The sequence below is a fragment of the Actinomadura sp. NPDC047616 genome (assembly GCF_040642915.1).
Classification (GTDB): Bacteria; Actinomycetota; Actinomycetes; order Streptosporangiales; family Streptosporangiaceae; genus Spirillospora; species Spirillospora miaoliensis.
On record NZ_JBEYTB010000022.1, the window covers coordinates 34,736 to 56,005 of the forward strand.

Annotated in this window: 16 protein-coding genes; 5 read left to right on the forward strand and 11 right to left on the reverse strand. The window is 75.4% G+C overall.

Annotated features, from left to right (window positions below):
- The first annotated feature begins 325 nt into the window (after positions 1 to 325).
- Positions 326 to 1,642, forward strand: a complete 1,317-nt coding sequence (locus tag ABZ801_RS36935; protein ID WP_360707377.1) for an amidase — start codon at positions 326 to 328, stop codon at positions 1,640 to 1,642.
- Here ABZ801_RS36935 and ABZ801_RS36940 read toward each other — a convergent pair.
- The 7 genes from ABZ801_RS36940 to ABZ801_RS36970 all read right to left on the reverse strand — a co-directional run bounded on the left by ABZ801_RS36940 (position 1,548) and on the right by ABZ801_RS36970 (position 12,483).
- Positions 1,548 to 3,218 (reverse strand): toprim domain-containing protein, encoded by a 1,671-nt coding sequence (locus ABZ801_RS36940; protein ID WP_360707380.1) that lies wholly within the window; start codon positions 3,216 to 3,218, stop codon positions 1,548 to 1,550. The genes ABZ801_RS36935 and ABZ801_RS36940 overlap by 95 nt on opposite strands.
- Before the next feature lie 124 nt (positions 3,219 to 3,342).
- Positions 3,343 to 6,090 carry an AAA family ATPase gene (locus ABZ801_RS36945; RefSeq protein WP_360707383.1) on the reverse strand — a complete coding sequence of 916 codons (2,748 nt, stop codon included), beginning with the start codon at positions 6,088 to 6,090 and terminating at the stop codon, positions 3,343 to 3,345.
- 80 nt (positions 6,091 to 6,170) lie between these two features.
- Positions 6,171 to 7,790 carry a serine/threonine-protein kinase gene (locus ABZ801_RS36950; RefSeq protein ID WP_360707386.1) on the reverse strand — a complete coding sequence of 540 codons (1,620 nt, stop codon included), beginning with the start codon at positions 7,788 to 7,790 and terminating at the stop codon, positions 6,171 to 6,173.
- Positions 7,787 to 9,418 carry a serine/threonine-protein kinase gene (locus tag ABZ801_RS36955; protein ID WP_360707389.1) on the reverse strand — a complete coding sequence of 544 codons (1,632 nt, stop codon included), beginning with the start codon at positions 9,416 to 9,418 and terminating at the stop codon, positions 7,787 to 7,789. The genes ABZ801_RS36950 and ABZ801_RS36955 overlap by 4 nt, the downstream gene beginning before the upstream one ends.
- A gap of 86 nt (positions 9,419 to 9,504) precedes the next feature.
- Positions 9,505 to 10,587: an amidohydrolase family protein gene (locus ABZ801_RS36960; protein WP_360707392.1), complete on the reverse strand. Its 1,083-nt coding sequence runs from the start codon at positions 10,585 to 10,587 to the stop codon at positions 9,505 to 9,507.
- A 10-nt stretch (positions 10,588 to 10,597) separates the two neighbouring features.
- Complete coding sequence (locus ABZ801_RS36965; protein WP_360707395.1) at positions 10,598 to 11,518, reverse strand: serine hydrolase; 921 nt, start codon at positions 11,516 to 11,518, stop codon at positions 10,598 to 10,600.
- Positions 11,519 to 11,526: 8 nt separating this feature from the next.
- Positions 11,527 to 12,483: a LysR substrate-binding domain-containing protein gene (locus tag ABZ801_RS36970; RefSeq protein ID WP_360707398.1), complete on the reverse strand. Its 957-nt coding sequence runs from the start codon at positions 12,481 to 12,483 to the stop codon at positions 11,527 to 11,529.
- Positions 12,484 to 12,591: 108 nt separating this feature from the next.
- On the opposite strand from ABZ801_RS36970, the gene ABZ801_RS36975 reads away from it, so the two are divergent.
- Positions 12,592 to 14,247, forward strand: a complete 1,656-nt coding sequence (locus ABZ801_RS36975; protein WP_360707401.1) for a penicillin-binding transpeptidase domain-containing protein — start codon at positions 12,592 to 12,594, stop codon at positions 14,245 to 14,247.
- Here ABZ801_RS36975 and ABZ801_RS36980 read toward each other — a convergent pair.
- The 4 genes from ABZ801_RS36980 to ABZ801_RS36995 form a co-directional block, all read right to left on the reverse strand.
- Complete coding sequence (locus ABZ801_RS36980) at positions 14,145 to 15,503, reverse strand: MFS transporter (protein WP_360707404.1); 1,359 nt, start codon at positions 15,501 to 15,503, stop codon at positions 14,145 to 14,147. The genes ABZ801_RS36975 and ABZ801_RS36980 overlap by 103 nt on opposite strands.
- Positions 15,500 to 16,489, reverse strand: a complete 990-nt coding sequence (gene bla, locus ABZ801_RS36985) for a class A beta-lactamase (RefSeq protein ID WP_360707407.1) — start codon at positions 16,487 to 16,489, stop codon at positions 15,500 to 15,502. Before bla ends, ABZ801_RS36980 begins: the two co-directional genes overlap by 4 nt.
- A gap of 137 nt (positions 16,490 to 16,626) precedes the next feature.
- A complete protein-coding gene (locus ABZ801_RS36990; protein WP_344954885.1) occupies positions 16,627 to 17,670 on the reverse strand; it encodes a magnesium transporter CorA family protein in 1,044 nt (347 codons plus the stop codon).
- A 33-nt stretch (positions 17,671 to 17,703) separates the two neighbouring features.
- Positions 17,704 to 18,714, reverse strand: a complete 1,011-nt coding sequence (locus ABZ801_RS36995; protein WP_360707411.1) for a LacI family DNA-binding transcriptional regulator — start codon at positions 18,712 to 18,714, stop codon at positions 17,704 to 17,706.
- Between the two features lie 138 nt (positions 18,715 to 18,852).
- On the opposite strand from ABZ801_RS36995, the gene ABZ801_RS37000 reads away from it, so the two are divergent.
- The 3 genes from ABZ801_RS37000 (at position 18,853) to ABZ801_RS37010 (ending at position 21,233) form a co-directional block, all read left to right on the forward strand.
- Entirely contained in the window at positions 18,853 to 20,058 is a 1,206-nt protein-coding gene (locus tag ABZ801_RS37000; RefSeq protein ID WP_360707413.1) for an MFS transporter, read from the forward strand.
- A gap of 46 nt (positions 20,059 to 20,104) precedes the next feature.
- Positions 20,105 to 20,518, forward strand: coding sequence for a hypothetical protein (locus ABZ801_RS37005; protein WP_360707416.1), 414 nt, complete (start codon positions 20,105 to 20,107; stop codon positions 20,516 to 20,518).
- An 88-nt stretch (positions 20,519 to 20,606) separates the two neighbouring features.
- Entirely contained in the window at positions 20,607 to 21,233 is a 627-nt protein-coding gene (locus ABZ801_RS37010; protein WP_360707418.1) for a DUF305 domain-containing protein, read from the forward strand.
- Positions 21,234 to 21,270 lie beyond the last annotated feature (37 nt).

A 21,270-nucleotide genomic window follows, 5' to 3' on the forward strand; every position in this document is an offset into this window, starting at 1 on the left:
GCCGGTCGCGGAGGGCCACGGCGGACGGCACGCCGTCCCTCGGCCGTGCCGCCGTGCCCCCGATCCCCCCGCTCGCCGTGAAGCGTCCCCCGGCGTCAGGGGCGGCCGCCCCCGGGGCTCGCGCCACCGGGACTGCCGCCCCGCCCCCCAGCGCGCCGGCGGGACCGCTTCGTTGGTGCGACGAAACTAGTCGTGTTGGCAGGCGCGGATTCCCCGGACCGGGGCGGCAGTCGACCAGCGGTCGCCCGGCTGCGACGAACGGCCGGGGCCGTGGCCGTTTCGCCGGGAACGCCCGGCATGGGCAGCAGGAAGGGCAGGGCGTGGCATGAAGGGCTTCTTCATCGGCCGGACGCTGGCGGATCTCGGAGACGACCTGCGGGCGGGCCGGACGAGCGCCGCCGCGCTCCTGGAACGGGCGCTGGAGTCGATCGACCCGGGCCTGAACGCGTTCGTCACCGTCGACGCCGAGGGCGCCGCCCAGGCGGCACGGCGCGCGGACGAGGAGCTGGCGGCGGGCGCCGACCGAGGCCCCCTGCACGGCGTCCCGGTCGCGGTCAAGGACATCATCAACGTCGCGGGCCTGCCCACCGGCATGGGCTCGGCCCTCTTCGACGGGTACGTGGCCCCCGGGGACGCGGCGTGCGTGCGGCTCCTGCGGGAGGCGGGCGCGGTGATCGTCGGCAAGACCACCACGCACGAGTTCGCCTACGGCGCGAGCGGAGACGTGTCCGTGACCGGCCCGTCACGGAACCCGCACGATCCGGCGCGCATCTCCGGCGGGTCCAGCGGCGGCAGCGCGGTCGCCGTCGCGGCGGGCATGGTGCCGCTGGCGCTGGGCACGGACACGGGCGGCTCGGTGCGGATTCCTGCCGCGCTGTGCGGGATCGCCGGTTTCAAGCCCGCCTTCGGGGCGATCCCCATCGACGGCGTGTTCCCGCTGGCGGAGTCCCTGGACCACGTGGGCGTGCTCGCCGCGACCCCCGCCGACTGCCGCACGGCCTACCGGGTGCTGACGTCGTCCGCCGACCGGCCCGCCCCCGACGAGATGCGCATGGCCTGGGTCGACGGCATGGCCCCGGTGGACGCCGAGGTCGAGCAGGTCGTGCGGGCCGCCTTTACCGACCTGCTCGCCGACCTGCCCGCCGAACGCCTCGACCTGCCCGTGGCGCGCCGGATCTTCGCCGCGATCCAGGACTGCGAGACCTACGACGTGCACGCCGACCAGGTCGAACGCGTGCCGGACAAGTACCAGCCCGCCACGCTCGACCGCCTCGAGCGCGCCCGGCGCACGCCCGGCTGGCGCTACGTGCGCGGCCTGCGAGAACGCGACGCCTTCGGCCGCACGGTCGCCCGCCTGCTCGACCGGTACGACGTGCTGGTGCTGCCCACGGTCCCGTTCACCGCGCCGCCCATCGGGTGGCGCGACAGCGCCCTCGGCCCGATGCAGCCCGCGCTGGTGTCCCTGACCTGCCCGTGGAACGTGGCGCGCGTGCCCGCGCTGAGCGTCCCGGCGGGGTTCGTGGGCGGCCTGCCCGTCGGCGCCCAGTTCATCGGACGGGCCGGTGCCGAGCACGTGTTGTTCGCCGCGGCGGAGCGGTTCCAGGCGTCCCGGGGCCGACCGCCGCGCACAGGGCCTCGGTGACCGTGGCCGGGGCGACGCCGGTGCGGTGCGCGACGCGGACGACCTGGCGGGCGGCGTCGTCCGGACGGCCCGCGGCGATGACCCGGGCGGCCGCGCGGATCGCCGCCAGCCGGTGCTCGCACGTCGCGAGCCGTCCGCCCGCCCGTTCCATGGCGGCGTCCACGACGACGTCCGGCAGCGGCACGGCGCCGCGCAGCACCTCGGCGACGGCGCCGGGCCCGTGCTCGCGCAGCACGTCGGCGGGGTCGCGCCCGGCCGGGAGCACGGCGACGTCGACGGGGCCGCGCACGCCCGCGAGGAGCCGCCAGACCCGCTGCGCGGCCGAACGCCCCGCCCGGTCGCCGTCCAGCGCGAGCAGCAGCCCGGCGCCGTCCAGGTCGGCGGCCCGCCGCAGCGCGTCGAGCTGCGCGGACGTGAGCGAGCCCGCGCACAGCGCCAGGGCCGCGTGGTCGTCGCCGGTCGACATGTCCACGGCGATGGCGTCCAGCGGCCCTTCGACGATCACCGGGCGGGCGCCGCGCGCCAGCCGCGCCCGCGCCTCGTGCAGCCCGTAGAGCAGCTCTCCCTTGTGGAACAGCGCCGTGTCGGGCCCGTTGAGGTACTTCGGCCCGGGCGCGCCGTCGCGGGCGCGGCCGATGAAGCCCGCGATCGTGCCGTCGGCGGCGCGCAGGGGGAACACGGCGCGGTCGCGGAACGTGTCGTACGGCCCGCCGTCCCGTCCCGGACGGGCCAGGCCCGACGCCAGGATCGCCGCGTCGTCATGGCCGAGCGACCGCAGACGGCAGGTCAGGGCGCGCGGGCCGGGCGGTGCGTACCCGATCTGGCGGCGCCGCCGCACGTCCGGCGGGAAACCGCGTCCGGCCAGGTAGTCCGGCACCCAGCTGCCGGGCAGCCGGGACAGGAAGAACGCGTGTGCCTCCGCGAGCAGCGGGGCGATGTCGTGGTCGGCCAGCAGGCGCCGCGCGTGGCGCAGGATCCGGTCGCCCAGCGTCGCCCCGGCCCAGGGGGCGGCCGGGGGGAACCTCAGGCGGGTCGGCGGCAGGCCCAGGCGGGAGAGCACGATGTAGGCGACCGAGTCGGCCTCGACGCGCCGCAGGCCGTGGCAGTCGGCGTGGTCGTCGCCGCGCACGGCGTGCGCCAGCTCGTGCGCGAGCACGGTCGCGGCGTCGAGCCCGCCGAGCGAGGGATGAAGCCGGGGACGCAGCCCGTGCCGGGCGGCCAGCTCGGCCAGGCGCTCACCGCCGTCGCCGGGAGCCGGAGGGGACGGCGGCAGGCCGTCGGTCTGGGCGATGTCGAACACGGCGCGGACGCGGCCGTCCGCGGACACGATCCGGATGCCGGTCTCGCCCTTCCTGACCTGCCGTCCCGCCGCGCGCCACTCGTCGTAGGAGCGCACGTCGGCGGCGGCGCGCCACTGCGCCGCGATCAGCAGCGTGTTGGCGAAGCCGTACCGGCCGTGCCGGACCGCGCGGTCCAGCCACCACGTCCACGGCAGCGTGCCGTCCCGGAGGCGGGCGGTCTCGGCGTCGGCGATGCCGCGCAGCACGCTCGGCCACGGCCGCTCGGGTCCGGTCATGCGGGCCTCCTCGCCGTCGGACGTCAAGGCGGGGAAGCACGCGCGAACGCGACGACAGGCCGGGACTCGCACCCCGTGTCATACCCCGGCGGGCCGCCGGGCAAGCACGATCACAGGTACACGATCACAGGTAGAGGCCGAACAGCTCCTCGGGATGGTCGAAGATCTCCGGCAGGTCCTCGGCGGTGAGGGTGACCAGCTGCCTCTTGCCGGGCACCTTCCCGTTCGGCGACGCCTTGCCGTTGGCGGACGCCTTGCCGTTGGGGGACTGCCCGTTCGGGGACTGCCCGTTCGCCACGGGGTGGACGTGCGCCGCCAGGCGCTGCGCCTGGTTGGCGACGGCCAGGTCGAGCAGGTTGCGCATCAGGCGGCCGTTGCCGAACGACGGGCCGCGCGGGGCGCGGCGCAGCATGGCCCGCAGCTGGTCGGCCAGGCCCGGCGCCAAGCGGAACCCGTCGGCGGCGGCGAGCTGCTCGAACACCGCGACCAGCTCGTCGTCGGAGTAGTCGGGGAAGTGCAGCTGCTTGGGGAAGCGCGAGTCCAGTCCCGGGTTGGCGGCCAGGAACTCGGCCATCTCCCGCTCGTACCCGGCGACGATCACGATGAGGTCGTCGCGGTGGTCCTCCATCAGCTTGACCAGCTCGGCGATGGCCTCGTGGCCGTAGTCCCCGCGCAGCGGCGACTGGGTGAGCGTGTACGCCTCGTCGATGAACAGCACCCCGCCGAGGGCGCGCTCCACCAGGCGGCGGGTGCGCGGCGCGGTCTGCCCGATGTACTCGCCGACCAGGTGGGCGCGCGACGCCTCCACCAGGTGCCCCGACGACAGCACGCCCAGCTGCTTGTAGATGCGGCCGAGCAGCCGCGCCACCATCGTCTTGCCGGTGCCGGGGTTGCCGGTGAACACCATGTGCCGGGTCGGCGCGGTCAGCGACAGCCCGGACTCGCTGCGCAGCTGCTCGGCGCGGGTGCCCGCGACCAGCAGCGCGATCTCGTGCTTGACGGTCTCCAGCCCGGTCAGGCCGTTCAGCTCGGCCAGCGCGTCCCCGGCGCCCGGCGCGGTCTCCAGGGTGGCCGGGATGTCCTTCTGCCGCACCACCAGCTCGCCGCCGGGCTCGGTGCGGTCCCGCACGGCCGCGACGACCAGGTCCGCCAGATGCGGGGCCAGGCGCGCGTTGCGCAGCGTCTGCGCGGGCGGCGTGGCGGCCAGCACCCGGCCCGCCGCGGCCAGCGCCTGCCGGGTGGCGCGCGCGCCGTGCCGCCGCAGGGCGCGGCGGAACAGCTCGGCGTGCCCCTCGGCCCTGAACGGGTGGGTGCGGGCCACGCGCAGGCGCTGCAGCAGCGCCGGGTTGACCTGCCGGATCCGCTCGTCACCGCCCTCGTCGCACAGCGCGACCAGGTTCAGGTCGGGGTGGACGGCCAGCAGCCGGTGCAGCTCCTCGGTCAGCGCCTCGCCGTTGCCGGGGTCGGTGGCGATGTCGTCCAGGCCCTCGATCACCAGCAGCCGTTCGTGGGCGCAGTCGCGCGCGTCGGCGTGCAGCTTGGCGACCGCGTCCGACAGCCGCTGCCCGGCGAACAGGTTGTCGGTGATCCACAGCGGATCGCGGCCCATCCGCAGCGCCTTGGAGACCTCCTGGGCGGCGTCGCGCTTGCCGGTGCCGTCCGGCCCGGCCAGCAGCAGCCGCACGGGCCTGCGCTCCCCGCCGATCTCCGCCAGGACGGCCGACACCTCCGGCTGCCCGACCAGGGTGCTGACCACCTCGCCGCCGTCCCCGGCGGCCTCACCGTCCCCGGCGGCGGGCTTGGCCGCGGCCCTGAGCTGGGCGGCCAGCGGGTTGACGACGCGGCGGCGCGGCGCGAACAGCCGCCGCAGGTCGGTCTGGAACTGCCCGACCGGGATCCACTCGGGCTTGGGGAACCACGGGTCGCCGGGCAGGCCCTGCAGGATCGCCACGAACCGCATCGCCATGTCCAGCCAGGCGCGGCAGGCGTCGGCGGCGCCGGCGACCAGGGCCCGCACCAGCCACGCGCGGGTCTGCTCCTGCCACGGGCCCGGCTTGAACCCGCGCCGCTCGACGGGGAAGCGGGCGTTCAGCTCCCCGTACATGTCCTCGCCGAGGGCGACCACCAGCTCGCCGGGGACCTGCTCGATGCTGCCCTGCAGCAGCAGGTGGATCAGGTGCACCTCGACGGGCTCCTCGCGCGGCGCCACCGCGGTCAGCGCCTCGTGCGCGGCCAGCAGCCCCGAGCACACCCACTCCAGGTACCCGACGGGGCCGAGCAGCTCGGGCACGGCCGCCAGGACCTCGTCGTCGGCGTGCGCGTGCCAGTTCTCCCGCAGCTCCATCTTCGGCAGGTTGACCTCGCACGCGGGCGGGTCGTCGTACAGGCGCAGCAGCGCGGCGCGCCGCCGCTCCAGCGGCTCGATCCCCTCCAGCACGGCCAGGCACTCGCGGGCCAGCTCGATCGCCAGCTTGCGGTCGGGCGCCTCGACCAGCCAGTCCACCGGGGGCCGCCAGCGGCCGCCGGGCGCGTCCCAGCGCGTCATCCGGGTGCTGAGCGGGCCGGGGTTGACCATGTGGCGGCGCAGCAGCCGCTCGGGCAGCTGCGACCACGACCCGCCCTTGATCGCGCCGCCGCCGGGCAGGAACGCCAGGATGCCGAAGATCTCGGCGATCACCAGCGGCGCGGGCAGGGTGAGCAGCTTGTGCTCGTCGGTGGTCAGCTCCGCGCAGCGCGGGTCGCCCGCCAGCGCGTCGATCCGCGCCCCGATCTCCTCGAACAGCCCGTCGGGCACCCGCCACGGGCCGTACGAGTAGACGTCGAGGACCGGCTCGTCGGTGAGCAGTAGCTCCAGGTGCTCCGGCAGCCGCAACGCACACTCCCAAATAGTGATCAAACCGGGTAACAGCCTACGTTTTCCGGAAGTGTGCGTTGTCGTTCGTCGCCGACGTTTCACCCCTGGCGTTTCAGCGCCGCCTCCACCCACCGGGCCGCCTGCAGCGCGTTCTCCCGTAGCGAACCGATCGCCCGGCCGTCCGCCTGGTATTCGATCTCGGCGGTGAGGTTGCCGAGGCGGAAGACCACGGTGGCGCGGGCGTCGTCGGACAGCCGGTCCGAGCCGTACGCCTCGTCGCCCAGCCCGGGGATGTCGCGGAAGGGCCGCTCGGGGTCCGGGGTCCGCAGCGGCGCCGCCGTCCGGCGCTCCTTCTGGAAACGGGTCTGCGCCGCGGCGGTGGCCCGGTCGGCGATCAGGGTGACGCCCAGTTCGGGTTCGCCGCGCGCGCCGGGATCCGCGACGCTCCACCTGCACTCCGACTTGGGCAGGCCGGTCGAGTAGTCGTCCGACGCGTCGGCGTGGGAGGAGAAGGCGGGCACCAGCCGCGCGGCCTGGCCGGCGGTGATGAGGCCGCAGGCGGGCGGCGGCTTGGCGAACCGGACGGGCCCGGACGCGGCCGCGGTGGCGGTGCGGTCCGGCGAAGCGAGCCCCGAGGTCGGGTTCCCGTCCTCCCTGGTGCTCAGCACGACCGCGACCACGGCCACCACGGCGACGAGCGTCACGACCGCCCCGGTCACCAGCGGCACGACCACGCCCCGGCCGCGCCCGGACGGCGGCCGCCCCGGCGGCATCGTCGGGACGGGCGGCATGGTCGTCACAGGCGGCACGGTGGATCCGGGCGGCACGGTCGACGCGCGCGGCACGGCCGGCGGCGACGGCGGGACCGGCGAGAAGCCCGGCGGGGGCGGCGGGGGAGCCTCCTTGCCCGACGCGACGGCCAGCAGCGCGTTCTCGGCGTCCCCGGCCGGCAGCCGCGCGGCCGGGTCCTTGACCAGCAGCCTCATGATCACGGGGGTGAGCGGCCCGGCGGCGCTGGGCGGCACCGGCTCCTGGGTCAGCACCGCGCTCAGCGTGCCCATCAGCGTGGACCGGGCGAACGGCGGACGCCCCTCCACCAGCGCGTACAGCGTGGCGCCCAGCGACCACAGGTCGGACGCGGGCCCGCCGCGCTCGTGCCGCACCCGCTCGGGCGCCATGTACGCGGGCGACCCGATCAGCGAGCCCTCCTGCGTGAGCGTGGCGTCGCCCTCCAGCGCGGCGATGCCGAAGTCGGTGAGCACGGCGCGGCCGTCGTCGCGCAGGAAGATGTTGGCGGGCTTGACGTCCCGGTGCTGCACGCCCCGCTCGTGCGCCGCGCGCAGCGCCCGCACCACGTCCAGGCCCACCCGGGCGGCCTGCACGGGCGGCAGCGCGCCCCGGTCGGCCAGGACGGCGTCCAGGGAACGGCCGGGCAGCAGGTCCATGACGATGCACGGCCGGTCGCCGTCCATGACCACGTCGTGCACCGTGACGATCGACTCGTGGTCGAGCGCGGCGGCGGCGCGGGCCTCGCGGAAGGCGCGCCGCGCCGCGTGCTCGCGGTCGGCGGCGTCCAGATGGGCGGGCAGCAGCAGCTCCTTGACCGCGACCTCCCGGCCGAGGGCCTCGTCGCGGCCCCGCCACACCACGCCCATGGCGCCCTGGCCCAGCCGTTCCACCAGCCGGTACCGCCCGGCCAGCACCCGCGGCGCCGTCATGCGCGGCCCTCCAGGGACGTGGCGACCCAGCGCGCCGCCTGCACCGCGTCGTCCATTCCGCCGGTGCCGCGCCTGTGGGTGAACTCGACCTCCACCACGGCCTTGCCCTTCCGGAAGACGACGAACGCCTTGTCCATCGGGGCGCTGGTGCCGCGGTAGGTGTAGGAGAACGCCTCGTCACCGACCCCGCCGAGCGTTGAGGCGGGGGACCGCTGGGCCCGCACCTGGCGCACCCCGATCTCCTCCCAGCCCCAGATGATCAGCTCCGAGCCCTTGGCGCGCTGGTTGCGGTAGCCGACGAACTTGGTGTGCGCCTCGCCGTCCGACGACGGCCACGGCTCGTCCGGCAGCCGGTTGACGTCCTCCACGGTCAGGCCCCGGTTCTCGATCCACCACGAGCAGCCGTTGTCCTTCGCCTTGGCGCGCTGGGGCGTCGCGCCGGGCAGCAACCGGCGCGTCTGCCGGTCGGTGAGCGTCGTGCAGAAGTCGACGGGCGCGGCGATGACCGAGGGGGACGCGGCGGGCCTCGGGGTGCTCCGCGTCACCTGCGGGGTGGTGCTCTCGGCCGGTTCGGCGTTCCCGCCGGACTTCCCGTTGGACGACGCCGCCACCGCCACCCCCGCGACGACCAGTGCGACGGCGAACACGCCCGCGACGCCCACGACGACACCCGGCCACACGCGGCGGGGTCTCGACGGCGTACCCGCGTGCGGCGCCCCCGGAGAGGCCGCGCCCGGGTACGTACCGGCGGTGAGCTGCGGATGCGTCACCGAGGGCGCCTGCACCGAGGGCGGAGCCGGGTCGGGCAGCCCGGACGGCCTGCCCTCGGCCACGTTGCGCAGCACCCGCCGCACCACGTCCGCCGGAAGCCGGTCGTCGGGGTTCTTGCGCAGCAGGTGCCACAGCAGCGGCCCCAGCGAACCGGCCCGGCGCGGAGGCGCGGGCTCGTCCGACAGCACCGCGCCCAGCACCGCCATCGGGCTGTCGCGTTCGAACGGGGCGCGTCCCTCCACGGCCGTGTAGAGGGTGGCGCCCAGCGACCACAGGTCGGACTCGGGCCCGGCGGGCTCCTCGCGCAGCCGCTCGGGCGCCATGTAGCCGGGGGACCCGACGAACGTGCCCGTGCTGGTCAGCGCCGGGTCGCCGTCCAGGGCGGCGATGCCGAAGTCGGTCAGCACCGCCCGCTGCCCGTCCCGGTCGAGCAGCACGTTGCCGGGCTTGACGTCGCGGTGCAGTACGCCCCGGGCGTGCGCGGCCTCCAGCGCGTCCAGCACCTGCAGCCCGATCCGGGCGACCTGCTGCGGCGTCAGGCCCGCGCGCGCCGCCCGCGCCAGCGACTCGCCCCGGATCAGCTCCATGACGATCCACGGCCGCCCGTCCTCCACCAGCACGTCGTGCACGGTGATGACGTTGGGGTGGTCGATCAGCGCGGCGGCGCGGGCCTCGCGCCGCGCGCGTTCGCAGGCCACCCGGTGCCGTTCGGGGTCGAGGCCGTCGGGCAGCACGATCTCCTTGACCGCCACCTCGCGCCGCAGCGTCTCGTCCGTCGCCGTCCACACCGATCCCGCGCCGCCGGCGCCGAGGCGGGAGATCAGGCGATATCGCCCGCCGAGCACACGATCAGGCATAGGGCGACCGTATCGGGTCGGCCCGCTCCTTTCGCCCCGGTCCGCGCGGTCCGCCGGGCGCGGTCACGCGGGTCATGCCGCACCGGTCAGCGGACAACCCGGCCGCCCCGCACGACGCGCGCCGGACGCGCCAGCACCCGCGGATCGGCGCGCGGGTCCTCCTCGAACGCCACGAGATCCGCCGCGGCGCCGTGTTCGAGCCCCGGGAAGCCGAGGAACGAACGCGCAGTCCAGCACGCCGCGCCCAGCGCCGCGTCCGCCGGGACCCCCGCCGCGACCAGGTGACGCACCTCACCGGCCACCCTGCCGTGCGGCAGCACGGACGTGCCGTAGCTGTCGGTGCCCGCCAGCACCGTCACCCCGGCCTCGTGCGCCGCCGCCACCAGCGGCCCCAGCCCTTCGCGTGCGGCCCGGAACCACTCCCGGAACCGCCGCGACCGCGACGCCCGCGCCACCTCGGCGAACGTCTCCCACACCGTGAACGTCGGCACCAGCGCCGTCCCCTGGGCGGCCATCCGGTCCAGGAGCGAGACGTCCAGGCCGAGCCCGTGTTCGAGGCTGTCCACGCCGGCCCGCACGGCGGCCTGCGCGCCCGCCGCCGTCTGCGCGTGGACGGCGACGCGTCCGCCCGCCGCGTGGACCCGCCGGGTCGCCTCGGCGAGCCGCCCGGCCGGCAGCGGCGGATCGTCCAGGCCGTGCTCGTCGCCCACCCAGTCGGCGTACACCTTGCACCAGCCGCCGGACGCCAGCGCCTCCTCCACGGCCGCGTCGGCCAGATCCGCCGCCTCGACGTGCCTGGCCCAGCCGTCGTAGAACCGGCCCGGCAGGGCCAGCCAGCGCCCCGCCGAGACGACCCGCGGCTGATCGGGCTCCGTGCCGAACCAGCCCGGCAGCCGACCCGCCGAGCCGGGCACCCGCAACAGCGTCACCCCGGCGGACAGGTGCTCACGCCCATGGCGCCGCAGCAGCTCAGCGTCCAGCGGGTCGCCCGGCCGCTCGGCGCCCGGATGCGTGTGCGCGTCCACCAGGCCCGGCAGCAGCCACCCCCCGTCCACCACGGTCACCGCGTCGCGGACCGGCTCCCGCGACAGCACGCCCCCGGTGATCCAGAACTCGGCGGACTCCTCCGACGGCAGTGCCACCCCGCGTACGCGCAGCACCTCGCCCACGAGCCCTCGGCTACCCCGAGGACCCGGCCCCATCCGCGACCCGGGGCAGCGGGCGGCGCAGCGCCTCGACGGCCAGCCGCGCGGACGTGCCGATGACCGCGTCGGCCTGCGGCAGCACGGCGGTCGGCAGCAGCGACCTGGTGAACACCGCCACGGCGTACCGGCCGCCGTCGGGGTACTCCACGACGCCGATCTCGTTGCGGATCGTGGGCAGCGTCCCGGTCTTGCCGCTGACGCGCACGTCGTCGTAGGGGAACCCGGACGACAGCCGGTGCGGCCACACCTGCAGGCCGAAGAACCGCCGCATCTGCGCGCACTCGGCGGGCGGTGCGGCCTCGTCCCGCCAGATCATCGCCATCAGCCGGGCCATCTCGCGGGGCGTGCTGCGGCTGGTGCTCAGCGGGTCCAGCGCGCGCAGCCGCTGCAGCACCCCCGGCTCGCCCAGCCGCGCCCACAGCTCGCCGAGGTCGTCCACGCCGCCGTCGGCCAGCATCATGGCGTGCAGGTCGCGGCCGGAGCCCATCACGCGGGTGGCGTGCAGTCCCAGCTCGGCGACGGTGGCGTCCACCGCCTCCGGGCCGACGGCGGCGAACACCGCGTCGGCGGCGGTGTTGTCGCTGACGGTGATCATCAGGCAGGCCAGGTCGCGCAGAGACATGCGCACCTCGTCCAGCAGCGTGGACACGCCCGTGGGGCCGTCGCAGCGGTCCTCGGGACGCAGCGTGACCCGCGCGGCCGGGTCGAGCCGTCCGGCCGCGGCGTGCCGGAAGAACGTCACCAGCAGCGGCACCTTGAACACCGACGCCAGCACCACCGGCTCGTCGGCGCGCAGCCCGATCTCCCGCCCGGAGTCCACGTCGACGGCGTGCAGGTACCCGGTCACGCCCGCGTCGCGGAACGCCGCCTCGATCCGGTCCAGTTGCGTGTCCATACGCCCCTTCATGCCAGGAACCCCGAGGCCGGACGGGGGACGACGCGGCGCGGCGGCGCGGACGGCAGCGGCGACATCCCGGCCTGCGCGCACAGCACGCCGGTGGCGGCGGCGGTGAACTCGGCCACCGCGTGCTCGTTTCCGGCGTCGCGGCGCCAGGCGCACGACACGCGCAGCAGCAGCGGCTCGCCGACGAGCGGCAGCCACGTGACGCCGGACGTCTCGGGGGTACGGGGCGTCAGTGCCACCGCGGACCCCGCCAGCACCAGCCCGACGGCGAACTGCGGCTGCCGCGCCTCGTGCACGGCGGCCGGGTCGTACCCGTGCCGGCGGCACGCCGCCAGCAGCTCGTCGTACGGGCCGGGCGCCTCGTCACGGGAGAACAGCGCCAGGTCGCGCCCGGTGAGGTCGGTCAGGTGCACCTCGGGTGCGGCGGCCAGGGGGTCGCCGGACGGTACCAGCACCCCCACCGGCTGCCCGAGCATGGGCCCGAGGCCAAGGTCGCGCACCTCGCAGGGATGGCGCAGCACGCCGACGTCCAGCGCGCCCTCGGCCAGCGCGCGGATCTGCTCGGCCGTGCCGATCTCGCGCAGCTCCAGGCGCACCTCGGGACAGCGGGCGCGGAACTCGGCGATCAACGCGGCGACGACGGCGCCGGTCAGGTCGGCCGGCACGCCCGCCCGCAACGCGCCCAGCTCGCCGCGGCGGGCGCGTTCGGCCAGGGAGTGGATGCGGTCCACCCGGGCGAGGATCTCACGGGCCTCCTCCAGCAGCAGCCGTCCGGGCACGGTCAGCTCCACACGGCGGCTGGACCGCTCGAACAGCCGCACGCCGAGCTCGCGCTCCAGCCGCTGGATGCGCTGGCTGAGCGGCGGCTGCGCCATGCCCAGCCGGTCCGCGGCCCGCCCGAAGTGCAGTTCCTCGGCCACCGCGACGAAGCAATGGAGATGACCGACGAGGTTCACGAGCAGCGATCATATCGATTCGCCTATCACTGCGACACTCATATCGCTCTTGGACTTTTCGCTGGTCAACTGGTGTGCTGTCCGGGCAACGAGAGAAAGGGAGGGGCGATGCGCCGATCTCGGGGGATCCTGGTCGTCGCGCTGGTCGCGGCCGCGGCCCTGGTCGTCGGGGTGGGGGCGGTCTGGGTGCTGCGCGCCGACGAGGGCCCGCGCGACACCGCCGAACGCTACCTGGCCGCGTGGGAACGCGGCGACGTCGAGACCATGCGGACGCTGACCGCCGACCCGCCCGCCGACTTCCGGCAGATCTTCACCCGGATGCGCGACGACATGGGCGTCGTCCGGCAGCGGTACCGGGTGACGGCGATCGGCGATCCCAAGGACGACGAGGCGGGCGGCTCCTACCGCGCGGAACTGACGCTGGCCGGCGGCCGCGTCTGGGCGTACACCGGCACGCTGCCGTTCACCAAGCGCGACGGCGAGTGGCTGGTGGACTGGTCGCCGCGGGTCGTCTACCCGACGCTGCGCGAGGGGCAGCGGCTGCGCGCCACCCGCTCCTGGCCCGACCGGGCCGCCGTGCGGGCCGCCGACGGCAGCGACCTGGACAGCGTGCAGTCCGGCTCGGTGCAGCAGCTCGTCGGCGCGGTCGGCAAGCTCGACGCCAAGTCCGCCCGCGAGCTGGGCGCCCCCTACCGCGAGGGCGACCTGGCGGGCGTCGAGGGACTGCAACGGCAGTACGAGCGGCGGCTCGCCGGGACCCCGGCGCTCGCCGTGCAGATCGTCGGCGCGGACGACCAGGTCGTCCAGACGCTGCACCGGTTCGGCGGCACCGGCGGCACGCCGCTGCGCACCACCGTCGACCCCAAGGCGCAGCGCGCGGCCAGCCAGGCCCTCGCCGACGTCGGCAAGCCCGCCTCGCTGGTGGCGCTGCGCGCGTCCACCGGCGAGATCCTGGCCGTGGCCAACAAGCCGGGCGGCTACAACCGGGCGCTGATGGGCCGCTACCCGCCCGGGTCGACGTTCAAGGTCGTCACGGCGGCGGCGCTGGTGGCCGGCGGTGTGAACGTGACCAGCCGGGTCGGCTGCCCCGCCACCACCAACGTCGGCGGCCGCACGTTCAAGAACTACAAGAACGAGGACTTCGGGACGGTGCCGTTCCGCGAGGCGTTCGCGCACTCGTGCAACACCACGTTCGCGCGGATGGCCGTCGACCGGCTCGGCCAGAAGCGGCTGGCGCAGGTCGCCGAGCAATTCGGGTTCAACGCGCCGATCATCGGCGGGCTGCCGGCGGTCCGCGCGTCCTACCCGCCGGTCAAGGACGACACCGCGTTCGCGTCCGCCTCGTTCGGGCAGGGCGAGGTGCTGACCAGCCCGCTCAACATGGCGAGCGTGGCCGCGGCCGCGGCCACCGGCACGTGGCGTTCGCCCCGGCTGGTGGACGCGGCGCTGGCCGGGCAGGCGCTGGACGCGGGCGGCCGCAGGCCCGAGCCGCCGCGCCGGCTGGAGCCGGGCGTGCGGTCCGCGCTGCGCACCCTGATGCCCGCCGTGGTCAGCGAGGGCACGGCCGCCGCGGTCGGCTTCCCGGCGGGAACGGCGGGCAAGACCGGCACCGCCGAGTACGGCTCCGGCGACAACCCGCCGACCCACGCCTGGTTCATCGGCTACCGGGGCGACCTGGCCTTCGCGGTGGTCGTCGAGGGCGGCGGGACGGGCGCCGAGGCGGCCGCGCCGGTCGCGGCGAAGTTCCTGCGCGACGCGGCGTGACGGGACGCGGCGTGACGGAAGGCGGCCCGGCGGGCGTAACCGGCCGCGGGCCAGGCGGCGGTGGCGAGCGCCAGCACTCCCAGCCCGGCGAGCGCCGCCGCCGCCCCCGCGGGCCCCAGGTCGAACAGGCGCCCGACGGCCAGGCCGCCCACGAACGCGACGACCCCGCCCACGAAAGCCATGACCCCGTAGTACGCGCCGACCTGCGCGGGCGGCGCGTGCCGGGCGACGTTCTGGAACACCGCCGGTTCCAGCAGCCCGTAGGAGAACCCGTGCAGCACCGCGATCCCCACCAGCGCGGCGACGGACGCGGCGCCGTGGTCGTCCAGCGGGACCATCAGCAGGTAACCGGTGCCCGCCAGCGCCAGGCTGACCGGCATGACCCACGCGCGCGCGGCCCGTACCCCGCCGCCACGGCGGCCGGCGCCGGCGCACCACGGCTGGACGGCCGCCGAGACCGCCGCCGACACGCACAGGTACAGCGTCGTGACGCCCGGGTCGAAGCCCTTCAGCGGGACGACCACCGACGTCTGGGTGGGCAGCAGCGTCGTGGGCGCGGCCAGCACGATGAACCGGACATACGGGCGGTCCCGGAGCACCGCCAGCACCGAGCGTCCCACGCCGAGTGAGGAGCGGCGCCGCGCCCGCCCCGGCTCCCGCAGCGACGCGAACAGCACGGCCGCCATCGCCCACGCCGCCGCCGCGACGCCCGACAGCACCCCGAAACCGCCGTCCAGCACGCCGAGCACGTCGTCCGACAGCAGCACCAGCCCGGCCGTAGGGCCCGCGACGGCCGCGACCTGACCGGCGGCGGCGTACGCGCCGAACCCCCGCGCGCGGCGCCGCGCGTCCAGCCCGGCCAGCAGCGAACGCGTCGCGGGATGGAACAGCGCGCCCCCCGCGCCCAGCAGCACCGCCGCTCCGAACAGCCCGGACAGGCCGTCCGCGGCGCCGAGCACGGCGAACCCCACCGCCCGCAGCGCGCAGGCGACCGCCGCGGCGCGCGCCGCGCCGATCCGGTCCGTGACCGGCCCGACCGCCAGGTACAGCGCGTACTGGACGCCGACGCGCGTGCCCAGCACCAGCCCGATCATGCCCGCCAGCAGGCCCACGTCGTCGCGCAGGTGCACCACCACGTGCGCCATCACCGCGTAGAAGCCGAGCGCGGCGGGCAGGTTCCCGGCCACCACGACGGCGGCCACCCGCCGCTCGCTCGGGGCGGGCGGCGGGTGGCCAGAGGGGGACGCGACGGTCAAGGCATCTTGCCCAGGCCGCGCGCCAGCACAGACGCGGTCTGCGCGATGACGCCGTTGTCGATCTCGGGGTGCGCGCCGTCCCGGTTGGTGTACACCACGATGATCAACGGTGCGCCGGACGGCGGCGAGGCGATCGCGATGTCACTGGCGAGCGCGTACTTGCCGCCGCCGGTTCCCGTCTTGTCGCCGACGGTCCAGTCCTTCGGCAGCCCGGCGTGGATGCGCTCGTAGCCGGTGGTGGTGGCGTTCATCCATGCGACCAGCTGACGGCGGTCCTCGGGCACCAGCGCGTCGCCGACGGTGAGGGCGGCGAGGTTCCGGGCCATGAACGCGGGCATGATCGTGTCGAGCTTCCCGCCCGGCTCCCACTCGTTCAGCTCGGGCTCGTACCGGTCCAGCCGTCCGGTCGGGTCACCGAGCGAACGGTAGTACCGCGTCATGCCCCGCGGCCCGCCGATCTGCTTGAGCAGCACGTTGGCGGCCCCGTTGTCGCTGGTGGTGATGGTCGCGTGGCACAGCTGCGCCGTGGTCAGCCCGTTCTCGATGTTCTCGGGCAGGCCGGTGACGGGGGCGTGCCCCGCCTTCTTCGCCTCCTCCGCCGTCCAGTACAGCTTGCGCTCCAGCAGGCCCGGGTCGGTCGTGCGCGCCTTGTTGAGGATCGCGCCGCACAGGATGGCCTTGAACGTTGAGTTGCTGGCGAAGCGCTCGTGCGTCCGGTGGCCGACGACCTTGCCGGTGGCGGTGTCGATGGCGAACGCGCCGATGCGTCCGTTGTACGACGCCTCAAGCTCGCGCAGCCGCTTGGTGACCTCGGCCTGGCCGGACGCCGCGACCGGCGTCTGCTGGGAGGCGGCGCCTCGGGTGGCCGCGTTGGTCTCGGGCGCCGCGCCGCAGGCGGTCCCGCCGAACAGCAGGGAGGCCGCCAGCGCCGCCGCGCCCAGCCTCCGCCACGGCCGCCGGCGACGTTCGTCTTCTCGCTCGATCATCTGGTCCTCGTCGGTCGGTGATCTCCGGACGCCAGGAAGCAGACCAGACCCCGCGCACCCATGTCCAATATTGATATGGCCTGCCGGACGATATGAAGAACGCAATAAACGCTGGAAGACGCCGGGATTTCTCTCGCTCAAAGCCAGTCGCGTGCTTTGAACAACACGTAGAGCCCGGCACTGCACACGACCATGAGCAGGGCGCTGAGGACGAACCCCCAGTGCTGCTGCGAGCCCGGGTAGGGGACGTTCTGGCCGTAGAACCCGGTGATCGCGGTCGGCACGGCGATGATCGCGGCCCAGCTGGTGACCTTCTTCATCACCTCGTTGAGCCGGTTGCCCTGCAGCGCGATCCGGGTGTCCAGCAGGTTGGCGACCAGCTCGCGCAGCCCGTCGATCCACTCGCCGGCGCGCAGGGTGTGGTCGTACAGGTCGCGGTAGTAGGGGACCAGCGGCTCGGTGACCAGGTCGGCGTCGCGCCACAGCAGCGTGCCGGCGATCTCCCGCATGGGCAGCGCGACCCGGCGCAGCGTGAACAGGTTCTTGCGCAGCCGGTAGCTGCGCAGCTGGATCTCCCGCACCTGGAACGACTCGTCGAACACCAGCTCCTCCAGCTCGTCGGCGTCGTCGTCCAGGGCCTGCGCGGCGTCCAGCTGCCGGTCCACGGTCAGGTCGAGCAGCCCGTACACCAGCAGCGCCATGGTGTCCCGGGGATCGTCCGTGCGGGGGATGCGCAGGTGGTCGTCCCAGCGGCGGACCAGCTCGTCCACGTCGAACCCCGGGTCCTGCCGGACGGTCACCAGCGCCCGGGGCGTGATGAACGCCGACACCTCGTGCATCCGCAGCCCGCCGCCCACGACGTCCGGCACGTACACGTTGAGGAACGAGTACTCGCTGTAGCGGTCGAGCTTGGCGCGCTCGTGCCGGGACACCGCGTCCTCCACGGCCACCGGGTCCAGCCCCAGCTCCTCCTTCACCACGTGCAGCTCGCCGTCGCGGGGCCCGCACAGGTCCAGCCACACCACCGTGTCCGGCAGCTCCAGATGGTCGCTGATGTCCGCGACGGGGAACCCCTCGGCCACCACCCGGCCACGCCGCCAGAGACGCGTACGCGGGGGGTGAGTGCCGATGCGGTTGTCCGGATGAGCGGCGGCGTCGGTCTCAGAGGGCGGCTTTTCCATGCGCTCCCTTATACCGCCGTTCACCACGGCCGCTCAGGGGCGGGGAGGGGCGGTGGAGGTGCGGACGACGAGCTCGGCGGGGAGGGAGCGTGGCTCGGGGCGGCGGCCGTCCAGGAGTTCCAGGAGTGCCGTCATGCCCTCGGCGCCGAGGCGGCGGGCGGGCAGCCGGACGGTGGTCAGCTCCGGCTCCAGCGCGGTGGCCAGCACGTCGTCGTCGAACCCGGTGACCGACAGGTCGCGCGGGATGTCCAGGCCCCGCGCCCGCGCGGCCTTGTAGGCGCCCGCCGCCATGAGGTCGTCGTCGCAGACCAGGACGGTGGGGCGGTCCGGGCGGTCCAGCAGCCGTCCGGCCGCCTCCTTGGCCGCGCCCGCGTCGATCGCCGTCGTGGTGCGGACCAGCTCGCCGCCGGGCAGGGCGGCCACGGCCGCGGCCAGCGCGGCGCCGCGCTCGTGGAACGTCCACTGGTCGACGGCGGCGGCCACGTGCCCGAACCGGCGGTGGCCCAGCGCGCCCAGATGCGCGGCCAGGGCCCGCATGCCGTCGGCCACGGCGAAGTCGACGGTGGGCGTCGCGCCCGCCGGGTCGTTGTCGAGCATCACCGCCGGGGTGTCGCTGAACTCCTCCAGCACCTCCACGGCCAGCGACGAGGCCAGGACCCCGTCGATGGCCTCCCGGGGCGAGGCGAACGGGCCGACCTGGGACGAGGCGTCGCCGGGCCGCGTGTCGTCCGGCCACGGGTACACCACGACGCCGAACCCGTGCCGCGCGGCGACCTCGGCCGCGCCCGTGTAGACGGCGCCGAAGAACGTGCTGCTCAGCGTCGGCACCACCAGCAGCACCGTGCGGGTCGTGCCGAGCCGCAGGTTGCGCGCGGCCAGGTTGGGCCGGTAGCCGAGCCGCTCGGCCGCCCGCCGCACCGTGCGCGCGGTGGCGGGGGAGACCCGGCCGGACCACTTGCCGCCCAGGACCAGGGAGACGGTCGACTGCGAGACCCCGGCCGCCTGCGCGACGTCCCTGCTGGTGGGGCGCTTGGTCGTGGGCACAGCGCCTCCTCGCCGTCGGCTTTCGGTCGGCCCGATCGGCCAGCCGCACCGGACCGCAGTGGAATCAGGCTAGAGCGCGAGGGGTGGAAAGTGGTACGTATGACGGGAAGTAATACGTATGACGAACCCGGGAGTGGAATGCGCGCCTACCTCGGCCTCCTGCGGACGCGGTACGCCGCCCGCCTGCTCGGCGGCACGCTGCTCGGCCGCCTGCCGAACGGCATGGGCGTGCTGGCGGTCGTGCTGCACGTGCGCGACGAGGGCGGCGGCTACCCGCTCGCGGGCACCCTGGCGGGGGTGTTCGGCCTGGCCATGGCCGCCGGGCAGCCCGTGCTCGGCCGCGCCATGGACCGCTACGGCCAGCCCCGCGTGCTGGTGCCCGCCGCCGTGCTGTCCGCCGCCGGGTTCACCCTGCTGGCCGCCGTCGGCGCCGAACCGCTGCCGGTCGCGGTCGGCGCGGTGATCCTCGCGGGGTTCGCCACGCCGCCTCTGGAGGCCGGGCTGCGCGCGCTGTGGACCTCCGTCCTGCCCGGGCCCGCGCAGGTCCAGGCCGCGTACGCGCTGGACGCGGCCGCCCAGGAGATCCTGTTCACGGCCGGGCCGCTGCTCGTGGTGGCCGCCGCCGCGATTTCCACCGAGGCCGCGCTGCTGCTGACCGGCACGCTCGGCATCGCCGGGACCCTCGTGGTCACGCTGTCGAGGCCGTCGCGCCGCTGGCGCGGCGAGGCGCGCGCCGCCGACTGGGCGGGACCGCTGCGCTCGGGCGGCCTGCGGGTGCTGCTGCTGGCCCTGGCCTGCGCGGGCATCGCCCTCGGCGTCTACGCGGTGGCCGTCGTCGCCTACGCCGAACGCGAGGGCAACGACGCCGCGTCCGGGCTGCTGCTGGCCGCGATGGCCGCCGGCGCGCTCACCGGCGGCCTCGTGTACGGGGCCAGGCAGTGGCGCGGCGAGCCGCACGTGCGCATGCAGTGGCTGATGGGCGCGCTGGCGGCGGGCTACCTGCCGCTGGTGTGGGCGCCCGTGCTGCCACTCATGACCGCGCTGGCGTTCCTCAGCGGCGTCTTCCTGGCGCCGATGCTGGCGTGCGCGTTCTCGCTCGTCGACCGGCTCGCCCCCGCCGGCACCGTGACCGAGGCGTTCGCCTGGGTGGTGGCGGCCTTCGGCGTCGGCAACTCGGTGGGCTCGGCCGTCGCCGGCCTCGGGCAGGACATCGCCGGCGTCCCCGGCGCGTTCGCCGGAGCGGGCGTGGGCGGCGCGCTCGCGCTGGCGTGCTGCCTGCTGGGTCGCCGGACGTTCGCCCGCAAGCCGTCCGACGCCGTCCGCCCGCAGACGGCCCGGGTTTGACGGTCGCCGAGTGTGACGGCGGGCACACGCACTAGAGTGGGATGCCGTGAGGGGATCGGGGCCGTCGCCGCGCGGCGTCCTGCTGACGCTGCTCGGGCTGGGGCTGCTCGCCGGGCTGTTCATGATGCACGGCGTCACCGCCTCCCCGTCCCCCGTGCACGTCTCCGCGCCGCTGCCCGTGCCCGCGGTTCACCTGCCGTCGTCGGCGATGGGCCACGCCACGGGCGGCCACCATGAGACCGTCGGGCCGGTGCACGGCGCCGGGCACCTGGCGGGCTGCTCTGCGGGCACCGTGTGCTTCGCCCTCCTGACGATCGCGCTGCTGGTGTTCGCCGGGACGGTGCGTCCGATCGCCCTGCTGCCCGTACGGGCCGTGGCCGGCGGCGCGCCGCCGTCGCGCCGGGGCCCGCCCAAGGCGCGGCCGCCCAACGTCTACCAACTCTCCGTGCTGAGGCTGTGACAGGCCGCGGCCGGTGCCGGGTCGTCCCCGGTGCCGATCGCGCATTCCGCATGCCCTGGAACAGCTCGTCCGGCAAGGAGAGAACGAAATGACCAAGAAGTTCGCGATGATCATCGCGGTCGTCCTGATCGGCACGGCCGCCTGCGGCGGGGGCGACGACGGCGGCGCGGACGGTGCGGCCGCCTCGGCGAGCCCGTCGGCGACCGCGTCCGCCACGGCGCGGCACAACGCGCAGGACGTCACCTTCGCGCAGATGATGATCCCGCACCACCGCCAGGCCGTGGAGATGTCCCGGATCGTCATCAAGGGCAGCCAGGACGCGCAGGTCCGGCGGCTCGCCCAGCAGATCGAGAAGGCCCAGGCGCCCGAGATCGAGACCATGACCGGATGGCTCCGCGCGTGGGGCGCCGAGGTCCCCGCCGAGGACGGCGACATGGGTGCGGGCGGCCACGGCGAGCACGGCGCTCACGGCGGCGGCGGCGCCATGCACGGCATGATGACCGAGGAGCAGATGGAGCAGCTCGGCAGGCTGAAGGGCGAACGCCTGGACCGCGAGTTCCTCACCATGATGATCGAGCACCATGAGGGCGCGGTCGCCATGGCCCGGCAGGAGCAGGCCAAGGGCGCCGACCCGGCCGCCAGGAATCTGGCCGCCGCCATCATCAGGACCCAGCAGGCCGAGATCGACCGGATGAAGGCCCTGCTCAAGCAGTAGCGGCCAGGCGGGACGGCACGCCCGGACGCGGGCCCGA